This is a genomic window from Vibrio sp. B1ASS3 (assembly GCF_905175355.1).
In the GTDB taxonomy this organism is placed as follows: domain Bacteria; phylum Pseudomonadota; class Gammaproteobacteria; order Enterobacterales; family Vibrionaceae; genus Vibrio; species Vibrio owensii.
Window position 1 is genome coordinate 3,225,120 of sequence record NZ_HG992742.1, and the last position, 19,777, is coordinate 3,244,896.

14 protein-coding genes are annotated in these 19,777 nt (G+C 45.9%); 3 read left to right on the forward strand and 11 right to left on the reverse strand.

Translation table 11 applies throughout. The features are described from left to right. Positions 1-52 precede the first annotated feature (52 nt). A complete protein-coding gene (gene purL, locus KJB05_RS14645) occupies positions 53-3,964 on the reverse strand; it encodes a phosphoribosylformylglycinamidine synthase (RefSeq protein WP_208444827.1) in 3,912 nt (1,303 codons plus the stop codon). Between the two features lie 323 nt (positions 3,965-4,287). Here purL and mltF point away from each other — a divergent pair, with 323 nt between their 5' ends. Further along, positions 4,288-5,859 carry a membrane-bound lytic murein transglycosylase MltF gene (gene mltF / locus KJB05_RS14650; protein WP_208444828.1) on the forward strand — a complete coding sequence of 524 codons (1,572 nt, stop codon included), beginning with the start codon at positions 4,288-4,290 and terminating at the stop codon, positions 5,857-5,859. Between the two features lie 522 nt (positions 5,860-6,381). Here the strand turns inward: mltF and tadA are convergent. From tadA to KJB05_RS14680, 6 genes are all read right to left on the reverse strand, one after another. Further along, complete coding sequence (tadA, locus tag KJB05_RS14655) at positions 6,382-6,915, reverse strand: tRNA adenosine(34) deaminase TadA (RefSeq protein WP_208444829.1); 534 nt, start codon at positions 6,913-6,915, stop codon at positions 6,382-6,384. Between the two features lie 398 nt (positions 6,916-7,313). After that, positions 7,314-8,873, reverse strand: a complete 1,560-nt coding sequence (locus KJB05_RS14660) for an AbgT family transporter (RefSeq protein WP_005440222.1) — start codon at positions 8,871-8,873, stop codon at positions 7,314-7,316. A 290-nt stretch (positions 8,874-9,163) separates the two neighbouring features. Then, complete coding sequence (locus KJB05_RS14665) at positions 9,164-9,574, reverse strand: prepilin-type N-terminal cleavage/methylation domain-containing protein (RefSeq protein WP_208446244.1); 411 nt, start codon at positions 9,572-9,574, stop codon at positions 9,164-9,166. Further along, positions 9,564-10,868, reverse strand: coding sequence for a hypothetical protein (locus KJB05_RS14670; protein WP_208446245.1), 1,305 nt, complete (start codon positions 10,866-10,868; stop codon positions 9,564-9,566). Before KJB05_RS14670 ends, KJB05_RS14665 begins: the two co-directional genes overlap by 11 nt. Continuing rightward, positions 10,868-11,494, reverse strand: coding sequence for a pilus assembly protein PilW (locus KJB05_RS14675; protein ID WP_208446246.1), 627 nt, complete (start codon positions 11,492-11,494; stop codon positions 10,868-10,870). Before KJB05_RS14675 ends, KJB05_RS14670 begins: the two co-directional genes overlap by 1 nt. A 9-nt stretch (positions 11,495-11,503) precedes the next feature. Beyond that, entirely contained in the window at positions 11,504-12,019 is a 516-nt protein-coding gene (locus tag KJB05_RS14680) for a GspH/FimT family pseudopilin (protein ID WP_208446247.1), read from the reverse strand. Positions 12,020-12,122: 103 nt separating this feature from the next. Here KJB05_RS14680 and KJB05_RS14685 point away from each other — a divergent pair, with 103 nt between their 5' ends. Further along, positions 12,123-12,557 carry a prepilin-type N-terminal cleavage/methylation domain-containing protein gene (locus tag KJB05_RS14685; RefSeq protein ID WP_208446248.1) on the forward strand — a complete coding sequence of 145 codons (435 nt, stop codon included), beginning with the start codon at positions 12,123-12,125 and terminating at the stop codon, positions 12,555-12,557. Positions 12,558-12,652: 95 nt separating this feature from the next. On the opposite strand, the gene dnaJ is transcribed toward KJB05_RS14685, so the two are convergent. From dnaJ to grpE, 4 genes are all read right to left on the reverse strand, one after another. After that, the gene (gene dnaJ, locus KJB05_RS14690) at positions 12,653-13,801 is read right to left on the reverse strand and encodes a molecular chaperone DnaJ (RefSeq protein ID WP_005440230.1); all 1,149 of its coding nucleotides are present in this window, start codon (positions 13,799-13,801) and stop codon (positions 12,653-12,655) included. Positions 13,802-14,002: 201 nt separating this feature from the next. Continuing rightward, positions 14,003-15,919: a molecular chaperone DnaK gene (gene dnaK / locus KJB05_RS14695; RefSeq protein WP_005440231.1), complete on the reverse strand. Its 1,917-nt coding sequence runs from the start codon at positions 15,917-15,919 to the stop codon at positions 14,003-14,005. 343 nt (positions 15,920-16,262) lie between these two features. Continuing rightward, positions 16,263-17,537, reverse strand: a complete 1,275-nt coding sequence (locus KJB05_RS14700; RefSeq protein WP_009705607.1) for a dicarboxylate/amino acid:cation symporter — start codon at positions 17,535-17,537, stop codon at positions 16,263-16,265. 420 nt (positions 17,538-17,957) lie between these two features. After that, positions 17,958-18,554, reverse strand: coding sequence for a nucleotide exchange factor GrpE (grpE, locus tag KJB05_RS14705; protein ID WP_039841837.1), 597 nt, complete (start codon positions 18,552-18,554; stop codon positions 17,958-17,960). 145 nt (positions 18,555-18,699) lie between these two features. Here grpE and nadK point away from each other — a divergent pair, with 145 nt between their 5' ends. Further along, positions 18,700-19,584: an NAD(+) kinase gene (gene nadK, locus KJB05_RS14710; protein ID WP_005440235.1), complete on the forward strand. Its 885-nt coding sequence runs from the start codon at positions 18,700-18,702 to the stop codon at positions 19,582-19,584. Positions 19,585-19,777 lie beyond the last annotated feature (193 nt).

Sequence of the window (19,777 nt, forward strand, 5' to 3'; positions counted from 1 at the left end):
GATCTCTCAACCAGCGCTTTACTATTTTCGTTAACCGTTGACTAAGTCAAGGTTAGCCGATGTTTTTACGTGCGTTTTGGAACATACGCATCCAAGCGCCGTTCTCGCCCCAACCTTCTGGAGACCAAGAGTTCGCAACTGTACGGAATACACGCTCTGGGTGCGGCATCATGATAGTTACGCGGCCATCTTGAGTCGTTAGACCCGTGATTGCGTTTGGCGAACCGTTCGGGTTGTTCGGGTATTGCTGCGTTGCGTTACCGTGGTTATCTACGTAACGAACTGCAACTGTACCTGAAGCTTCAATCGCCGCTAGGTGGTCAGCGTCACGAACTTCCACGCGGCCTTCACCGTGAGACACTGCGATTGGCATACGCGAACCCGCCATGCCGTCGAAGAATACAGAGTCAGACTTCTGAACTTCAACTAGGCTGAAACGAGCTTCAAAACGCTCAGACTCGTTACGAACGAAGCGAGGCCACAGGTCTGCACCTGGGATTAGCTCTTTCAGGTTCGATAGCATCTGACAGCCGTTACACACACCTAGAGAGAAGGTATCTTCACGCTGGAAGAAGCCTTCAAACTGGTTTCGAGCTTGCTCGTTGAACAGGATAGACTTAGCCCAACCTTCACCCGCACCAAGTACGTCACCGTAAGAGAAGCCACCACAAGCGACTAGGCCCTGGTACTCTTCTAGAACCGCTTGACCAGTCAAGATGTCGCTCATGTGGATATCTGTTGCTTCAAAGCCTGCACGGTCAAAGGCTGCTGCCATTTCTACGTGAGAGTTAACGCCCTGCTCACGCAGAATAGCCATCTTAGGCTTCGCACCGGTATTTACCATAGAACCCGCGATGTAAGGCGCTGCAATGTCTTCGTTTACGTCGAAGCTTAGCTTAACGTTTAGACCTGGGTCAGAGTTGTCTTTCTTCGCTTCATGCTCTTGGTCAGCACATGCTGGGTTATCGCGTAAACCTTGCATCTTATGCGTCGTCTCAGCCCAGATAGTACGCAGTTCAGTACGGTTACGCGCAAGAACTACTGTGGCACCAGAAGTAATCACTAGCTCATCAGATGCTTCGACTGAGCCGATTACGTGAGAACATGCTTCAAGACCGTTCGCTGCTAACGTTGAAAGTACAGCATCTAGGTCATCGTTTTTAACCTGAAGCACTGCACCCAACTCTTCGTTGAATAGTGCTGCTAGTACATCTTCACCTAGGTCGGCGATGTCTGCTTTAACACCACAGTGACCAGCGAATGCCATCTCTGCAAGCGTTACAAATAGACCGCCATCGCCTTTATCGTGGTAAGCCACTACTTGATCGTTTGCTACTAGAGTTTGAACTCCTTCGTAGAAACCTTTCAGTTGTGCTGCGTTGTCTACATCTGCTGGCTTATCACCAAGCTGCTTGTAAACCTGCGCAAGTGCTGTTGCGCCTAGACGGTTTTGCCCGTTACCTAGGTCGATAAGAACCAGTGACGTGTCACCTTTATCTGTGCGCAATTGCGGTGTGATTGTCTTACGAACATCTTCAACACGAGCAAACGCAGTGATGATGAGAGATAGCGGAGAGGTTACTTCTTTCTGTTCGCCGTTCTCTTCCCACTTGGTCTTCATCGACATTGAGTCTTTACCCACAGGGATAGTCAGACCAAGTGCTGGACATAGCTCTTCACCCACTGCTTTCACCGCTTCGTAAAGACCAGCATCTTCACCCGGGTGACCGGCTGGAGACATCCAGTTTGCAGACAGTTTAATGTGTTTGATATCACCAATGTTTGTCGCAGCGATGTTGGTAATCGCTTCACCAACCGCTAGACGAGCCGATGCACCAAAGTCTAGTAGAGCAACTGGTGTACGCTCACCCATTGACATCGCTTCACCATGGTAAGTGTCATAACTTGCAGCAGTTACTGCGCAGTTAGCAACAGGAACCTGCCACGGACCAACCATTTGGTCACGCGCTACAAGACCTGTTACCGTGCGGTCACCGATCGTGATTAGGAATGTTTTCTCTGCAACGGTTGGAAGGCGTAGAACGCGATCCACGGCTTCGTTCAGCTCGATGCCGTCACGGTTAACCGCCGGGTTGTTTGCTTTTAGCGTTTTCGCATCACGGTGCATCTTAGGCGTCTTACCAAGAAGCACATCCATTGGCATGTCAATTGGCGTGTTCTCGAAGTGTGAATCTTCAAGTTTAAGCTCACGCTCTTCAGTTGCGATGCCTACTACTGCGTATGGTGCGCGCTCACGCTTACAGATTGCATCGAATACTTCCATGTTCTCTGGCGCAACCGCCATTACGTAACGCTCTTGAGATTCGTTACACCAGATCTCAAGTGGGCTCATGCCTGGTTCGTCATTTGGTACGTCACGCAGTTGGAAAATACCACCACGTTCGCCATCGTCGACAAGCTCTGGAAGTGCGTTAGAGATACCGCCCGCACCCACATCGTGGATGAATGCGATTGGGTTAGCATCACCAAGTTGCCAACAACGGTCGATCACTTCCTGACAGCGACGCTCCATCTCTGGGTTTTCACGCTGTACTGAAGCGAAATCTAAGTCTTCTGCTGATTGACCAGATGCCATTGAAGAAGCAGCACCACCGCCAAGGCCGATGTTCATTGCAGGACCACCAAGTACGATTAGGCTTGCACCTACGGGGATCTCTTTCTTCTGAACGTGCTCGTCACGGATGTTACCCATACCACCAGCAATCATGATTGGCTTGTGGTAACCACGAACCTCTTCACCTGCGTGAGAGTTAACTTTCTCTTCGTAAGTACGGAAGTAGCCAAGTAGGTTTGGACGACCAAATTCGTTGTTGAACGCCGCGCCACCAAGTGGACCTTCTAGCATGATATCTAAAGCGTTAACGATACGACCCGGCTTACCGAAATCTGTTTCCCATGGCTGCTCAAAACCAGGGATACGTAGGTTAGAGGTAGTGAAGCCAACAAGACCTGCTTTTGGCTTACCACCGATACCAGTCGCGCCTTCATCACGGATTTCACCGCCTGAACCAGTAGAAGCGCCCGGCCATGGAGAGATCGCTGTCGGGTGGTTGTGCGTTTCCACCTTCATTAGGATGTGCGCTTTCTCTTGGCTGTAGCCGTACTGGCGAGTTTCTGGGTTCGGGAAGAAACGACCTACATCTGAACCTACCATTACCGCTGCGTTATCTTTGTATGCAGACAGTACGTTTTCAGGTGTCGTTTCAAATGTGTTTTTGATCATCTTGAACAGAGACTTCTCTTGCTTAACGCCATCGATAGTCCAATCTGCATTGAAGATCTTGTGACGACAGTGCTCTGAGTTCGCTTGTGCAAACATCATTAGCTCAATGTCAGTCGGATTGCGTTCTAGCTTATTTACGAACGCATCGTAAAGGTATTCGATTTCATCATCTGCAAGTGCAAGACCTAGGGTAACGTTTGCGTTTTCAAGCGCAGCACGACTGCCTTTTAATAGGTCAACGTCTGCTACAGGAGCAGGTTCTGCCGCTTGGAATAACGCATTTGCTGCATCAAAATCAGTAAATGTCACTTCCATCATGCGATCATGGATGAGTGCTTTTACATCAGCAATTTGAGCATCGTTAAGAGGAGTTGATGTCTCTACGTAGTATGCAGTGCCGCGCTCAAGACGTTTTACTTTGTCTAGACCACAGTTGATTGCGATATCAGTAGATTTAGAAGACCAAGGCGAAATAGTGCCCGGACGAGGCGTAACAAGAAGTAGAAGACCTTCTGGCTCATGCTCTTCGATCGTTGGACCGTAAGTCAGCAATTTTTCCAGTTTTTCCAACTCTTGAGCATCAAGGTCAGACTTTAGATCCGCAAAGTGCATGAACTCAGCGTAAATGCCAGTGACAGGCAGATCTTGTTCACGACAAAGTTCCAGTAGTTTATTAACACGAAACTCAGAAAGAGCTGGGGAGCCACGCAAAATTCTCATGTGCTTAGGTCTCTTATTGCAAGTGATTAAGGTGATATTGGAATAAATTCAGTGGGTTATACTGTTTTCTTCGAAGCTATTCCCGAAGGTTTTTCAAACCTATGCCGATGCCACCTCTTCGTTGCGAGCGCATTATATAGCAATTGTTTTTGTGATGTAACACCAAAAGCAACCGTTTGCGTCATTTTTTTCGTCAAATTTGAATTACGACTAAAATGTCGATAAATCACACAATGTCGCACTCTATCTGTCTGATTCACTTTGCCCCACCAGCTCGCTTTGATATAAAGGCAACTAGAAATTTATCGAGACGTACCGAATTAATGCAAATAAGTCAGTTCAACCGACTCAAGCGCAGCGCCCTACTTTTCGCTTCTGTGCTTTTACTTTCTGCCTGTCAGATTGAGTCGGAACCCAAAAGTGAATTCGAGCAAATCCAAGAGCGCGGTGTCCTACGTGTTGGCACGCTAAACAATCAACTCTCTTACTACATCGGTCCTGATGGCCCTGCTGGCTTGGATTATGAACTGGCGCGTAAATTTGCAGAACAGCTCGGCGTTAAGCTCGAGATCAGGCCCGCTTTCCGCCAAGCAGAGTTATTCCCTGCCTTGAAAAAAGGCGATATCGATATTATCGCAACCGGTTTAAACCAAACCTCTCAAGCGGTGCAACGCTTCCGTCCTGGGCCTGCTTACTACTATGTGAGTCAGCAAGTGGTTTACAAAAAAGGCCAGCTTCGTCCTCGTGATATCAACCAACTCATCAACTACCAAGAGTCGAAAGATGAGAAAGCGGGCGATGAAGAGACGAACGCAGGAGCCGAGACGCTACAAATCGTAGAACAGTCTCAATTTGTTCCAACACTAACGGCACTACAAAAAGAGCACCCAGAACTGCAATTTGAAATTGTTGGTGACGCAGATACTCGAGATCTACTGAAACACGTGTCGACGGGTGAACTGCGTTTTACCGTTACAGACTCTGTGGAACTGTCTTTGGCTCAGCGCCTTTACCCAGATCTAGCTTTGGCTTTTGAGCTAACCGAAGACCAACCCGTTTCTTGGTTCACCCGTCGTTCTGAAGATGAAAGCTTGTATGCCATGTTGATCGAGTTCTTTGGCAACATTAAGCAGTCCGGTGAACTCGCGACGCTAGAAGAGAAATACATCGGCCACATTGAAGCTTTCGACTACGTTGACACGCGTGCCTTTATTCGCGCCTTGGATAACACCTTGCCGAAATGGTCACCACTGTTCCAAAAATACAGTGAAGAGTTTGATTGGCGCTTGATTGCAGCCTTGGCATACCAAGAGTCTCACTGGAAACCAAAAGCGAAATCACCAACAGGCGTGCGCGGAATGATGATGCTAACGCTGCCAACAGCGAAGAGCGTTGGGGTAACAGATCGCCTAGATCCAGAGCAGTCTGTGCGTGGTGGTGTGGAATACCTTCGCCGTATCGTGGCTCGAGTGCCAGACTCAATCAATGAGCATGAGAAGATTTGGTTTGCATTGGCCTCTTATAACGTGGGTTATGGCCATATGATGGATGCAAGACGCTTAACGAAAGCACAAGGTGGCGATCCAAATGCATGGGCAGATGTGAAAGAACGCTTACCATTGCTACGTCAGAAACGCTTCTACAGCCAAACTCGATATGGTTATGCTCGTGGTGATGAAGCTCGTAACTACGTCGAAAATATTCGTCGTTACTACCAGTCGATCATTGGTCACGTCAGTCAGAAACCAGCGATTGATGAAGACACAGAAGACCTACAAGTGATCCCGCCACTCAGTCCAGATTTGTTAATTTCTGGAGCGGTGGAAACTATCTCCAGTACTGAGGAAAGTTCACCTCCAGAGGCGGAACAAACACCCGAACCAAAAGCAGAATAAACCTTTCGAAAATAGCGAGCTCACAGCTCGCTATTTTTTTATTGAGTCAACAGATAAAGTTATCTAGAATCCATTCTTTCGGGCTAATCTAGCTTGTGCTGCTCCTTGGTGCCTTACCAAGATTGGGCTCGCATAACAGAGAGGCTCTTTTGGTCACCTCTCCTCGAACTGATGCCACCTTCGTCCGTAAGCGTGCCTCATCAGAATGTCATCGATTGATAATAAATCAGACACTTTGCCATGCGAGTGTCGGAGAGTGTGTTCGTTGTCTGCAAGAGGTTCTGATAATGAGAAAACGCAGAGTGCAGTCAAAACGTTTGAATAAGACAGTGGCTGCTAACCGCCGTAAGCGCAAGCTTACGTGTATGAAAAAGAAAGTCAGTGCACGTAACCGTGTTTTCGTTCACCTAGTGAATCACTGAGAACTTAAAGCAAACATCTACTGCGAAGTAGGTGTTTGCTAAAGGCAACCAGTAACTAAAAGCCCAAGTCCCCCCGCCTTTAAGAAGCCTTTTCCTTAAACTATTCGCCTTTTGTTTCCTGTTCATCATCGTTCGCTTTTTGCGCTTGCTTCTTCGCTTTAATCTCTTTGCGACGACGTTTGAAAAACGCTTGTAACTGCGAGCGACATTCATCCTCTAGCAACCCACTTTCGACTGTCGCGTAATGATACGCCGCTTGGCTTTCGAACAAGTTTAATACCGTCCCTGCCGCACCGGCTTTTAAATCAGGTGCACCGTAAACGACTCGTTTCACTCGGCTATGTAACAGCGCACCAGCACACATTGGGCAAGGCTCTAGCGTGACATACAAAGTCGTATCAAGCAGTCGATAGTTTCCTAAAGCCTCTCCTGCTTTGCGTAATGTCTGGATCTCGGCATGAGCAGTCGCATCATGAGCACAAATAGAACGGTTCCAACCTTCCGCAACGATCTCTCCGTCTTTCACTAAAACAGCACCAACCGGCACTTCCCCTTCTGCTTCTGCTTGCTCTGCAAGCTCCATCGCACGGCGCATAAATAGTTCGTCTTGAGGGGAAAACTGAGAATCTGACAAAAGGAGGCTCCGGTATTTTGGATAGGTCGTAATTTAAAGTGGATTTTAACCTTCAAAGAGAGGAAGGGAAAGAGACGAGAGACGAGAGACGAGAGACGAGAGACGAGAGACGAGAGACGAGAGACGAGAGACGAGAGACGAGAGACGAGAGACGAGAGACGAGAGACGAGAGACGATTTCATTTTGTCTATTTACGGCAAACACTGTCAACGCCTTTTGAGTCATTGCATTTACCTCTAATATCCCAGCACATACCTCTCGATTCCTAGAACGAAGCGTTCCCGACTATCGAAGCGCAGCGTCCTGTAGAACAAAGTCCGTTCTTCGATTCCCGAAAACAAAAAAGCGCCAGTCTCTCAACCAGCGCTTTTTAAATTTACTTAATAACTTCAGCGTTCTTACATTGTGTAAGTGTATGGCGCTTGGATACCTAGAGGAATACCGAGCATCCAGTAAGCAACTAGGAAGATAGACCAACCGATTAGCATAGCAATCGAGAATGGCATCATTAGAGACGCTAGCGTACCGATACCTGTCGACTTCACGTAACGTTGACAGTAAACCACTACTAGAGGGAAGAATACCATCAGAGGTGAAATGATGTTCGATACAGAGTCACCTACACGGTAAGCCGCTTGAGATAGCTCAGGTGAGATACCTACAGCCATTAGCATAGGAACTAGGATTGGACCGATAAGAGCCCATTTCGCTGATGCAGAACCGATTAGAAGGTTTACAGAAGCCGTTAGAAGAATCATACCGATGATAGTTGCTTCACCCGGTAGGTTCATCGCTTTAAGACCTTCGGCACCGTATAGCGCTAGCATCGTACCGATGTTTGATTGCGCAAATGCAGATAGGAACTGCGCACAGAAGAACGACATTACAATGTATGCGCCCATCGTAGACATAGTATCCGCCATCGCTTTGATGATGTCGTTACTTGTCTTGAACGTGCCAGAAACGCGACCGTAAACGTAACCCGGAATGATAAACAGGATGAAGATCAACGGAACGATAGACTTCATGATCGGCGCAGAGAACGCTGTGATTTCACCTTCAGGTGAACGCAGTGCAGAGTTTTCTGGGATAAGCGCTACAACAAGAAGTGCGATACCTGCCATCATAGCCCAACCAGCGTAACGGAACGCTTTTGATTCAGTTTCAGTGAAAGAACCAAGATCTGGTGCTTTTTCTGCATCTTCATCAACAGGCGTGTTCGCTAGACGAGGCTCGATGATTTTCTCAGTTACGTACCAACCAATAGCAACGATGATTACTGAAGATAGACCAGTAAAGAAGATGTTCGCTAGAGGGTTAACCACGTACTCAGGGTCTAGAACCTGTGCCGCGGTTTGCGTAAAGCCAGCTAGTAGAGGGTCGATACCTGAAGGGATGAAGTTTGCAGAGAAACCACCTGATACACCCGCGAACGCTGCCGCGATACCCGCTAGAGGGTGACGACCTGCTGCGTGGAAGATGATACCACCAAGAGGAATAACTAGAACGTAGCCCGCATCCGCAGCTGTATGCGATACGATTGCTACAAGAATTAGCATTGGAGTAAGAAGTTTTGCTGGCGTGAAGTTCAGCATCTTCTTAAGACCAGTTGTGATGAAGCCAGAAGAATCGGCAACACCTACACCCAACATCGCTACAAGAACGATACCAAGTGGCGCAAAGCCAGTGAACGTTGTCACCATGTTAGCAAGGAAACTTGCTAGTGCTTCACCTGTTAGAAGGTTAGTAATAGTAAGAGCTTCGCCAGTTCGAGGGTTTAGAAGGTCGAAAGAAACATTCGACAAAAGTGCAGACGCAGCCCAAGTAATGATTAGTGCCCAGAAGAACAGAATCGCTGGATCAGGAATTTTGTTACCCGCTCGCTCGATAAAGTTCAGAAAGCGATCCATACCGCTCGGCTTCGGTGACGGTGCTTTATTTACTGCTTGGTTACTCATGAGTAACTCCATATGAATGATGTTGGTGCCATGGCCTATTTGAATAATTATAACGGCCTATTTTCAACCGAGCATTCTATTAAATAGTGATTAAGAAAGCACAAGGTTCTACGTTTTTTTCCATATTTGGAGACATATTTTGCAAAAAAGCCATATCAATTAAACATAAAAAAAACAGTAGCACACCATTCGCGTTAACAGTTGCAAAACCACCTGTTAACCACCGAAATTAGCAATAAAAAGCGTCAATATTAACGATAAAAGTAATTATAAGCGGAATATAAAACACCTCAGTTTTCGAACTCACTATACCGCGAAATCATAGTTTTCAATTCAACAGATTGTGTTTCCCCCATCCGGTCTTGCCAGCTAGAAGTAATGGTAATGGTTTTGAGTGAACCAGAAACTGTTGCCGCTGGAACTTCCCATTCCATAGTGTAAGCTCCCGCAGTAGAAGATCCTGTCACGATCGAAGCAAAAGAGGCACTAGAAATCGTAGAAAGCGCATCAGAAGCGCCGCGAGTTCGAAACCACTCGAGTTGATCTTCCGCTAAACGTAGCGCCTCAATACTGTGAATCGCATATTCTGATTTGCGTTCCATGTAGATTTGCAGCTTTGTCAGGCCAAGTGCACCGATGCCGAGTAGCAAGAATGAAATGAGCACCTCAATTAAACTAAAACCTTGTTGTTTAGAGATCATTCCAAGAGCCCTTTTTCCATTCTAGTTTCTTAATATATTTACTGCTTTTTTCACCATTGTAAGCAGGAACTAAAGAGCCATTTAGGATAACCGTTCGCTCTTCAGCATCTAAACCTAAGCCACCATCGAACTTTAAGGCACCATCTATCCGAAACGCATATTTATTGAATTCATTATCTATATCATGCTTTTGAAAGCTCAATGGAGTAACACCTATGTGAGTATTGGAGTCAAATAGGTCAATCCATGCCTCTTTTGCATTGAAACTAGAGCTCTTAGGCACATACTGATAAAGCAAACCATCAAAGAAACTCATATCGTTAGTATACAGAAGGCCATTGTGAACAATTAATTGGTTGGCATTTTCCACTGACTGAGTACTGGTCCCAAAAATGCTCCCCGAAATGGCACAACTACCTTCAACCCAAAAACGACGCTTTCCTGATGAGTAAGCATTTGAGAGTTTTGTATGACAACCATAAACCCAACCTTTTGGCGTATAAAGAGTGTTTGAGGCATCCAATACAAAGCCTTTACTATCTTCTCTTATTTCTTGTTTTAACTTCGCTACATTAGCCGCGGAGTATTCCATAGAGAAGAGATCTTCAAATACAGAGATATCTGTTACATCCTCTTGAATATCTTCATTTTTAACTGAACCTGTCCCAGGGTGACTTGGAGGCCTACTCACATCATATAAATTAGACCTGTGAGTTGGCTTGCAAGTAAAACTAGGAGCTCCTACAGGCCCTGAAGCATGGCTGCTATTAGAGCTATCTACTGTTAAAAAGTGTTCATCGGATCCACTAGGACTTGAAATAAAGTCAACTGAGCCCCCCGAAATAATTGAAGTACACGTGCTTTCTGTGAGCCCCCCGACAGCGTGGGGTACAAAGTGCATGGAGCCAGTAAGTTCAACGGAAGCACTGGTTTTTATTGTTGCACCAAGACCAGAACCCGAAGCCAAAATTGTCTTAAATGCAGTCAGGTTCGAGTCTGTTGAAGATACGAGGTAATCCGTTCCACTTTGCTTTTCAACAGAAACACTAGCTAGGCACCCCACAACAGAAATAGCACCAGAGACAGGCAGGGAAATTTGCTTGGTTTTCACATTTGAATAAGCACACTCCAATCCCCCTTCAGCACGCCAATGCTCTTGCCGCGCTTCAATTTGGTTATTGGCACGTTTGATCTGATAAAAAAGAGACTTGTAGCTACCAAGCGACATCATTAACGCTGCGACAAGTAATACACTGACAACCAGTAACGCTGCTGCACCTTGTTGTTTATTCATTATTGCCAGTTCCTTTGTTTCACCGTAAAGGACTGCTCGGTACGAGTACCCGTCGCATCTTTTAACTCTGTCCCCAATGTAACCGTCACCAGAGCACTCTTAGCATCCGTGTTTTCTAATACCTCACTCACAAGGTCAAACCGATTAACATGAATCGCTTTTTTGTCGAAGAGTGTGTTACACGTCCCTGTACCGGAGAGGTTAGCCACATCATTGATATCCCAGATAGTGGCTTGCTTCTTTTCACACACAAAGAGCGACTCTGGCGTACCATCTCGCTGTTCATACACCACGTTTTTATAAAGAGACGTGGCACCAGAAACCCCCACGTTATAAACGTATGCAATAAGCGCAGAGTCAGCACCACTAATGGTGTAAAGCGTGTTGCTAGCACCAGAGATCTTGACCGAGTTCTCATCGCTACCATCAAATCCTGCACGCTGAATATCGCTTTTCATCATCTGTAAAACACTGGCCGTACTTTGCAATAGCATCAGCTCCTTTGAGCGTTCCATCGCTACCTTCTGCCCACTGATATAAAGCGAGCCGACAATACCCAAAGAGATCAGCCCTAAAGAAGAAGCAATCATGAACTCAACGAGGCTGGCACCTTTTTGGTTAAACATATTCACCTCTTAAGAACACGTTGAGTAACCGAAGAACTCGGTATTGTTGCTATCGCTGCATACACGAACGCGAGCAGAAAGAGTATGGGAGATGAGTTTGAGTGCTTTTGCAGATTCCCCTACCGGATAGAATTTGATATTGCCGGAAGAAGGACGACCATGAACGTCGTCGAAACTGATTTGGTCGGAAGCGTAGTTAGGTGTAACAACGATCCCTTCATAAGGCGCTCCTGAAAAAGAGAACAAAACCGTCCCAGCCCCCTCAGTTCCGTTATCAGTAAGATCGATGCGCCAGTAACCATCATTAGATGAACTACCGGACATGATAAAGTGCGCCCACAGCCTCTCTCGGCGTAAAACAGCTTCTGATTTTCCCTGAATAACAAAACCATGCAGTTCATCGGCTAGGCGCTGCATTTTGTTGGTTTCAAAAACATTTTGGAAAGATGGTGCTGCCACCGCCAGTAAAACACTCATTACTGCGATGGTGATCAGAAGCTCCAACAACGTAAACCCGCGAGGCATTTCCCAAATTCCTATGCAAACGGCAAAAGCGCCGTAATTCATCTTGCGCAGATGCTATCACCTGAGAAAAATAGGCGGAAAAGTGAAAAGGAAACTACTCGTCATGATTCGAATTTCTCGTTGCAACGGATACAACAAACGATTTAGAGGGATGACATTGATCGAATTACTGATAGCCGTTGTGATCGTCGGTATCATTGCCGCTATCGCCTATCCGTCTTATAGCAACCACAGTATCACTGCCCATCGCACCGTTGCGATCAGTGATATTGCTCGTCTTCAATTGGAACTCGAAACGTCTTATGACGGGGGCTACGACTGGAGTGGATTGGTATCTGGTGGGCATTGTACGATCTGCGATTCAGACTCAGACCGCTTTTCATTTAATATCGTCAGTTCAGCGACTTTAGCGTATAGAATTGAAGCAACAGCCAAGTCTGATTTAGGACAAGACAACGACAGTTGCTTCACTGGCCAAGACAAAAAAATAACACTCACTTCAACCAACATTGAATCGCCAAGCGATTGTTGGAACTAGAGCGCATTTGCTTGAATCCATCAAGCTATCAAGCGCTAAATGCAAAAAAGCCTGCATTGTTGCAGGCTTTTTATTGGATTCAGTTAACCGCGCAATTAGCTGGTTAGGTCATCAAAGAACTTCTTCACACCGTTGAAGAAACCTTCAGATTTTGGTTTGTGCTTAGTCGCAGCATCGCCACCACAAGACTCATCAAACTCTTTAAGTAGTTCCTTTTGACGAGAGCTTAGATTAACAGGTGTCTCAACCACTAGCTTAACGATTAGGTCACCCACACCGCCGCCACGAACACCTTTCACACCTTTACCACGCATGCGGAACATACGACCAGTTTGCGTTTCTGTCGGTACTTTAAGGTTCACACGGCCATCTAGCGTCGGAACCTCAACTTCACCACCAAGTGCAGCCATCGCAAAGCTTACAGGCACTTCACAGTACAGGTTGTTACCCTCACGTTCAAAGATGTGATGCTCTCTCACGTGAACTTGTACATATAGGTCACCTGCTGGTGCGCCCATTTCTCCCGCTTCACCTTCGCCAGATAGACGAATACGGTCGCCAGTATCAACACCAGCTGGGATCTTAACGTTAAGTGTCTTAGTTTTTTGCTTACGGCCTTGACCATGACATTCGTTACATGGGTCTTTGATGATCTTGCCTTTACCGTGACAGGTAGGACAGGTCTGCTGTACAGCAAAGAAGCCTTGACGCATCTGAACTTGACCGTGGCCATGACAGGTACCACACGTTTCTGCTGAAGAGCCTTTCTTCGCGCCGCTACCATCACAGGTATCACAGTGAACAAGCGTAGGTACTTCGATCTCTTTTGATACGCCACGAACCGCCTCTTCTAGCGACAGTTCCATATTGTAACGTAGGTCTGCGCCACGTTGCGCACGTTGCTGACCACCGCCACGACGACCGCCGCCAAAGATATCACCGAACACATCGCCAAAGATGTCGCCGAAGTCAGCACCACCGCCACCAAAACCGCCGCCGCCGAAGCCGCCACCGCCTTGTTCAAAAGCAGCATGGCCGTACTGATCGTACGCCGCTTTCTTTTGAGGGTCAGTGAGAATTTCGTACGCTTCTTTTACTTCTTTAAACTTGTCCGCAGCAGACTCATCACCCTGGTTACGGTCTGGGTGGAATTTCATCGCTAGACGCTTGTACGCCTTTTTGATATCGCGCTCAGAGGCATCACGGCCTACGCCTAATACTTCGTAAAAATCACGTTTTGACATGTTCTTCGTCACCAATTAATTACTGCAAACGGCATGATTTACCGCTTGGTGTTTGTATCGTTCTAGGTAAGTGCACTCATTGCAAAATACTTAACTAGAAAGACAGCTTGGACAAACAGACGGGCGTAAGAGTTACCCCAAACGCCCGCACACAAAAGTCTTATCGACTCTAGGCGACCATAAGTCGCCTAGTTAGAAATATTATTTCTTGTCGTCTTTAACTTCTTCGAACTCAGCATCAACTACGTCGTCTTCTTTAGACTGTTGAGCGTCAGCGTCAGCACCTTGTGCTTGTTGCGCTTGAGCTTGTTGTTGAGCGATTTCCATTAGCTTTTGAGCTGCCGTCATTAGCGCTTGAACTTTAGCGTCGATCGCTTCTTTGTCATCGCCTTTACGTGCAGTTTCTAGCTCAGAGATAGCTGCTTCAATCTTCTCTTTCTCTTCTGCAGGTAGCGCTTCACCAGCTTCTTCTACTTGCTTACGAGTACCGTGAATCATTTGGTCAGCTTGGTTACGTGCAGTCGCTAGCTCTTCGAACTTCTTGTCCGCTTCTTTGTTAGCTTCTGCTTCTTGAACCATTTTCTCGATGTCTTCGTCGCTTAGACCGCCAGAAGCTTGGATAGTGATCTTCTGCTCTTTACCAGTCTGCTTGTCTTTCGCTGAAACGTGTAGGATACCATCCGCATCTAGGTCGAAAGTAACTTCGATTTGTGGCATACCACGTGGTGCAGCTTGGATACCTTCTAGGTTGAATTGACCCAGAGATTTGTTGAAAGACGCTTGCTTACGCTCACCTTGAAGAACGTGGATAGTTACCGCGCTCTGGTTGTCTTCTGCTGTAGAGAAAACTTGGTTCGCTTTAGTTGGGATAGTTGTGTTTTTCTCAACTAGCTTAGTCATTACGCCGCCCATTGTCTCGATACCTAGAGACAGTGGAGTAACGTCTAGTAGAAGTACGTCTTTAACGTCACCAGCAAGTACACCACCTTGAACTGCAGCACCCATTGCTACTGCTTCATCAGGGTTTACGTCGCGGCGAGCTTCTTTACCAAAGAACTCAGCAACTTTCGCTTGAACCATAGGCATACGAGTCTGACCACCAACTAGGATTACGTCAGTGATGTCGTTTACAGATAGGTCAGCGTCAGCTAGAGCAACTTTTAGTGGCTCAAGAGAACGTTGTACTAGGTCTTCAACTAGAGATTCTAGTTTCGCACGAGTCACTTTCACGTTCATGTGCTTAGGACCAGTCGCGTCTGCAGTTACGTAAGGTAGGTTTACGTCAGTTTGAGAAGTAGAAGAAAGCTCGATTTTCGCTTTTTCTGCTGCTTCTTTAACACGTTGCATCGCTAGTGGATCGTTCTTAAGGTTGATGCCTTGCTCTTTGTTGAACTCGTCTACTAGGTAGTTGATTAGACGCGTATCAAAGTCTTCACCACCAAGGTGAGTGTCACCGTTAGTTGCTAGAACTTCGAACGTTTTCTCGCCTTCAACTTCATCGATTTCGATGATAGAGATATCGAATGTACCACCACCAAGGTCGTATACCGCGATAGTGCGGTCGCCGCCTGACTTGTCTAGACCGTATGCTAGAGCAGCCGCTGTTGGTTCGTTGATGATACGTTTAACTTCTAGACCTGCGATACGGCCAGCGTCTTTTGTAGCTTGACGTTGAGCATCGTTAAAGTAAGCAGGAACTGTGATAACTGCGCCAGTTACTTCCTCACCTAGGAAGTCTTCAGCAGTTTTCTTCATTTTCTTCAGGATTTCAGCTGAAACTTGAGGAGCCGCCATTTTTTGGCCTTGCGCTTCTACCCAAGCATCACCGTTGTCAGCCTTAACGATTTTGTAAGGCATGATTTCGATGTCACGTTGAACTTCTTCGTCTTCAAAACGACGACCAATTAGACGCTTAATTGCAAATAGCGTGTTAGTTGGGTTTGTTACTGCTTGACGTTTAGCAGGTTGGCCTACTAGCGTTTCGCCGTCTGTGTATGCAACAACAGATGCGGTTGTACGCTCGCCTTCTGCGTTTTCAATTACGCGTGGCTTGTCACCGTCTAGAACAGCAACACAAGAGTTAGTAGTACCTAAGTCAATACCAATGATTTTACCCATCAGGCTATCTCCGAATAAATTCTATTTTCGTTTTGCTATATCCCCTATGTGGGGACGTAGAATCGGGTTTCAACCCTTGCTCACAAACAAAAATAATGTTGTTTGCTTCTCTTATGCCCAATAGATAAGGGCTGCAAATAGCTTTTCAAGGGAGAGAGCAAAAAAAATTGAAAAAAGTTGCGCAAAAGGTGGAGGCGGGATTCTCGAATCTCGGAGCGAAGCGTTCCATAGGAGGAAGTCCGTTCCCGAAGCAAAGCGTTTCTAAAAAGAAAAAGCGAGGCCCTAAGACCTCGCTTTAAATTCAATTCAATTCAATTCAATTCAATTCAATGAAAATTATGAACTACGCACTTGCTTGTGCTGGTTCAGCATCTACGATTTCTTCTTTACCAATCTCGCCTTCAGACTTAGCAACAATCGTGTTTACTGCTGTATCGCCGACTACGTTAGATGATGTACAGAACATATCGTTAATACGGTCAACCGCTGCAACGATTGCTAGACCTTCTGGTGGTAGACCCAATTGGTGAAGGATAACGCCAACCATTACTACGCCGCCGCCAGGAACACCGCCTGCACCAATAGACAGTAGCAGAACCGTGAAGCCTAGAGTCACTAGGTCAGATACCGCGATAGGCTGACCAAATGCGTTTGCACAGAATACCGCTGCGATTGCGATGTAGATTGAAGCGCCTGCCATGTTCATAGTTGCACCTAATGGTACACCAAAACCAGCTACCGACTTAGACACACCAATCTTGTCAGTAAGAGTACGCATCGTTACCGGAATCGTCGCATTTGAACTTGCTGTAGATAGAGAGAACAACACTTGCTCACGTGTCTTACGAGAGAACTCACGAGCAGAAATACCCGTGAACATTTGAACCGCTAGTGGGTAAACCACGAAGATCCAAAGCACTAGCATTGAAACCACAAGAGCAACATAACCTGCTACTGATGCAAGCGTGCCGGCATCCAAGGTTGCGCCAAGTTGAATCATCAGAGCAAACACACCGTATGGCGCTAGGCTCATCACTAAGCCAATCAGTTTCATCATGATTTCGTTCGCCATCTTAAAAGTACGAACCGCTGGGCCGCCTTTTGAATCAAGCGCTTGAATTGCAAGACCTGTCAGAATTGCCATAAAGATAATTTGTAGCATGTCACCATTTGCAAACGCCTGAACTGGGTTGCTTGGGACAATGTTCACAACCATAGAGAAGATGTCTGGCGTTTCTGTTGACTTGAGTGCCACAGAATCAGAGATCGTACCCGCAAGGTTTGCACCTGCTCCAGGCTGAACAATCATAGCAACAGTAAGAGCAGCAACGATCGCGACGACGGTATTCAAAATGTAAAGAGTAAAGGTTTTACCACCTAAGCGACCAAAAGAACGAATGTCTTTAAGCTCCACGATGCCACATACAATTGATACATAAACCAGAGGAACAACCAGAAGTTTAATCAGCGAAACGAACATGCCGCCCGCACCTTCTGCTGTACCTAAGATATAGGTATCAAAAATCGCAATACCGCTAAATAAGTACTGAATAGCTGTACCCAGCACGAGGCCGGCGAACAAGCCGATAAAAATCTTACTAGAAAGCGATTTATCCATCATAAATCTCCGAAATGTTGTGTTTGCTATTTATATTTTTATAGTTACATCTGCTGATTTTTACGGCAGACCTCGCGAATAATACACATCAGAGTTACAAAATAAAGACTTTCTTTACAAGAATGTTAATAAATAACATTAAAGGTAAATCACCAGATTCACATTCATATTCAGAATTTAATTTTGAAGGCAAGTCATAACAGACACTTATAGACACAGCATTCCATAAGTACGCAAGATAAAGAAAGGATATCCCCTATAGGAAAATTATTTCCCAATAAGAAAAACTTTGAAGGGGATCAAATTTCAAATTTATCGCATATTCAGAGGGGTGAATATGTTTGAAGGGATGTTTGAAACAAAAACGCCCGCTGTTTAATAGCGGGCGTTTTAATATATTTATATCAATGATTTAGATGATTACTTAGCAACCATAACCATTGCAGGACGAATAACTCGGCCGTTTAGCTCGTAACCTTTTTGCATCACAAACATTACTGTGTTTGATTCATGGTCAGGGCTTTCTTGAATAGACATCGCTTGGTGGAACTCAGGGTTGAATGCTTCACCTTCTGGGTTGATCTCTTTCAAACCGAATTTCGATACTGCGTCTACAAATGTCTTGTGTGTTAACTCAACACCTTCAAGAATTGGCTTAACCACTTCGTGCTCTGCATCCACAGCTTGGATAGCACGCTCTAGGTTATCGATAACTGGAAGTAGTTCTTCAGCGAATTTGTTCAGAGCGTACTTACGAGCTTTATCGATTTCTTGCTCAGTACGACGACGCATGTTTTCTACTTCAGCTTTAGAGCGAAGAACCGCATCTTGCTGGTCTTTCACTTTTGTCTCGCTAGACAGTAGTGCTGCTTCTAGTTGAGCAATCTTAGCGTCTTTCTCATCACCAATGTCTTCAAGTTCTGCTTCAGCTTCTTGCGCTGCCGCTTCTACTTTCTCAGCTTCTTCGATGATTTGATCAAGCTCTTCTTCTGTAACTTTGTTTTCTTCGTTGCTCATGATATCTCCAGAATTCAACTTAATGTCCTTAAAGCCACTCACGTTTTGTGGGCTTTAACCACATAAAAATTCGCATATTTAGGTAACTTGCCATTATTATGGGGATGAAGATTCCTGATTCAAGCCTCTTTAATGCGGAAATGCTATGAAAAACCCATGTAACGTGATCGCGATTATCGGAAAACCACGAGATCAGCAGGCAATTCAAACTCATAGAGAGTTATACGAATGGCTGACCTCTGAAGGTTACCAAGTCTTTATCGATGATCGCCTTGCTGCAATTTTAGACGAAATCCCGCAAAACCAGTTTGCTAGCCTTGTTGAACTGGGTAAAAACGCCGATCTCGCTATTGTCGTTGGCGGTGATGGCAACATGTTAGGTGCAGCTCGCATCTTGTCTCGTTTTGATGTGGCTGTCATTGGGGTAAACCGAGGTAACTTGGGCTTCCTGACTGACCTTGATCCTGATGACTTTAAAGAAGCATTGAAGGCCGTATTAAAGGGCGAATACATTGAGGAAGAACGCTTTTTATTGGAAGCAGAAATCCATCGTCACGGTCAAATCAAGAGTCACAACGCAGCATTGAACGAAGCAGTCTTACACCCAGGCCAAGTCGCGCACATGATTGAGTTCGAAGTCTATATTGATAATAGCTTCGCGTTCTCACTGCGTGCCGATGGGTTGATTGTTTCCACTCCAACAGGCTCTACAGCTTACTCTTTGTCAGGTGGCGGCCCAATTTTGTCACCAAGCCTAAACGCGATTTCTCTGGTGCCAATGTTCCCACATACATTGTCTAGCCGACCGTTAGTTGTGGATGGAAAACGTCGTATCAAACTGGTTGTTTCTCCAGAAAACCGCGGCACGCAAGAAGTGAGCTGTGACGGGCAAGTCTCTCTACCAGTGTCTCCAGGCGATGAAATCCATATCTATCAGAGCCCGAACGTTCTCAAGCTGATCCATCCGAAGGACTACAGCTACTATCACGTACTAAGAAATAAGCTTGGTTGGTCAAGCAAACTGTTTTAGCAATCAAGGTTGGTGTGAAAGCATCAACCTTTTTTCTTCTCTGCCATAAAAGCCTCTCGTGAAAGCCAAACGACATTCAATCAAGCAACGTTAAAATTAATTTTATAAATTTAGATCTTGTGTGCAAATTTTATACAAACCTTAACGCTCGAATTGAATGCTCGATGTCCGATGATATTCTCGCCACGAATAG

What these genes read in the sequence shown, in the direction of transcription:
- purL (WP_208444827.1), bottom strand. Translation starts at nt 3,964, where the DNA reads ATGAGAATTTTGCGTGGCTCCCCAGCTCTTTCTGAGTTTCGTGTTAAT.
- mltF (WP_208444828.1), top strand. Translation starts at nt 4,288, where the DNA reads ATGCAAATAAGTCAGTTCAACCGACTCAAGCGCAGCGCCCTACTTTTC.
- KJB05_RS14660 (WP_005440222.1), bottom strand. Translation starts at nt 8,873, where the DNA reads ATGAGTAACCAAGCAGTAAATAAAGCACCGTCACCGAAGCCGAGCGGT.
- KJB05_RS14665 (WP_208446244.1), bottom strand. Translation starts at nt 9,574, where the DNA reads ATGATCTCTAAACAACAAGGTTTTAGTTTAATTGAGGTGCTCATTTCA.
- KJB05_RS14670 (WP_208446245.1), bottom strand. Translation starts at nt 10,868, where the DNA reads ATGAATAAACAACAAGGTGCAGCAGCGTTACTGGTTGTCAGTGTATTA.
- KJB05_RS14675 (WP_208446246.1), bottom strand. Translation starts at nt 11,494, where the DNA reads ATGTTTAACCAAAAAGGTGCCAGCCTCGTTGAGTTCATGATTGCTTCT.
- KJB05_RS14680 (WP_208446247.1), bottom strand. Translation starts at nt 12,019, where the DNA reads ATGCCTCGCGGGTTTACGTTGTTGGAGCTTCTGATCACCATCGCAGTA.
- KJB05_RS14685 (WP_208446248.1), top strand. Translation starts at nt 12,123, where the DNA reads ATGATTCGAATTTCTCGTTGCAACGGATACAACAAACGATTTAGAGGG.
- dnaJ (WP_005440230.1), bottom strand. Translation starts at nt 13,801, where the DNA reads ATGTCAAAACGTGATTTTTACGAAGTATTAGGCGTAGGCCGTGATGCC.
- dnaK (WP_005440231.1), bottom strand. Translation starts at nt 15,919, where the DNA reads ATGGGTAAAATCATTGGTATTGACTTAGGTACTACTAACTCTTGTGTT.
- KJB05_RS14700 (WP_009705607.1), bottom strand. Translation starts at nt 17,537, where the DNA reads ATGGATAAATCGCTTTCTAGTAAGATTTTTATCGGCTTGTTCGCCGGC.
- grpE (WP_039841837.1), bottom strand. Translation starts at nt 18,554, where the DNA reads ATGAGCAACGAAGAAAACAAAGTTACAGAAGAAGAGCTTGATCAAATC.
- nadK (WP_005440235.1), top strand. Translation starts at nt 18,700, where the DNA reads ATGAAAAACCCATGTAACGTGATCGCGATTATCGGAAAACCACGAGAT.